The organism is Nocardia tenerifensis NBRC 101015 (assembly GCF_000308715.1).
In the GTDB taxonomy this organism is placed as follows: Bacteria; Actinomycetota; Actinomycetes; order Mycobacteriales; family Mycobacteriaceae; genus Nocardia; species Nocardia tenerifensis.
Genome location: NZ_BAGH01000452.1, coordinates 1 through 1054, shown reverse-complemented (window position 1 = coordinate 1054; position 1054 = coordinate 1). Strand labels below are relative to the sequence as shown.

1 pseudogene is annotated in these 1054 nt (G+C 74.5%); it reads right to left on the bottom strand.

The window, feature by feature from the left end:
• Nucleotides 1-1036 (bottom strand): annotated as a pseudogene (locus tag ON39_RS33930) (DUF5691 domain-containing protein); the annotation flags it as partial.
• Nucleotides 1037-1054: the final 18 nt, after the last annotated feature.

The window sequence follows — 1054 nt, the reverse complement described above, 5'->3', positions numbered from 1 at the left end:
TCCAGGTCGAGCAGGTGCCGGGTGCGGTCGGCCAGCGGTAGCAACTGGAACAGTTCGCGCCTGCGCAGCATGGCGACGTCGGTGGGCACGCCCGCGTCGAACAGCGCCCGCGCCCACGTCGAATCGTGCTGTGCCAGTGCGGCGTCCACCCAGCCGTCGAAGAACGGCTGCCGGAACCGGTCGTCGATGCCTGCCTTGACCGCCTTGTCCGGGCCGCCGAGCACGCCGGCCCAGTGCTCGAGCGGCGTCGCCGCGACCAGCTGGCGGAGCCTGCCCGCGGTGACGTCGGGCCCGCCGCCCCACCGGTAGGTGAACTCGACGCTGCGATCGGTGATGCCGTCGCGGTGCGCGGGCGGATCCAGCGTATCGGGCAGGGCGACAACGAGTTCGGTGTGCAGCATGCGGTGTTCGACGCGGACCCACTCGCTCGCCCGCCGCGTCATGCGGTGGGCGAAGGCCGAGTCGGGCAGCAGCGTCAGCAGCCCGGCGGCGGTCCGCCGGACGTCGGAGCGCCGATCGTCCAGCCCGGCCTCCAGCAGCGGTTCGTCGGCCCGGGAGATCCCCTCGGCGAGGACGGCGAGCAACTCCGCCTTCAACGGTCCGGACTCCTTCGGCCATGCGGCGGTGAGAGTTTCGCGGGCGGCGTCGGCGTCGCGGCCGCGCAGCTCGGCCAGCCAGGCCCGGCGCTCGGGCGGCTGGCCGAACAGCCAGACCTCCTCGGTGGGCGCGGCGGCGGCCTTGCCGCGCACCAGGTTTCGCCACTCCGGATGCTGACCGGCCAGCCAGCGGCCGCGCGCACCGCCAGGCGGAGCAGCGGCTCGCGCAGGTCGGCGTTGCTCTTCGCCTGGTCGAGCAGCTGCGCGCAGAGCGCGTCCGGCGCGCGATAGTCGTGCGGCCGCGCCGCGTCGAACCACTCGGGTAGAAAAGGCGAGCGTTCCTGCAACATGCGCGCGAGGCGGCCCGCGGCGGCGTTCGGTAGCAGTCGGCGGGGATCGTCCTCGGCGGGCTCGGGCGCCTTCGCGGTGGCCGGGCGCACGCCGCCCCGCGCGAAAAG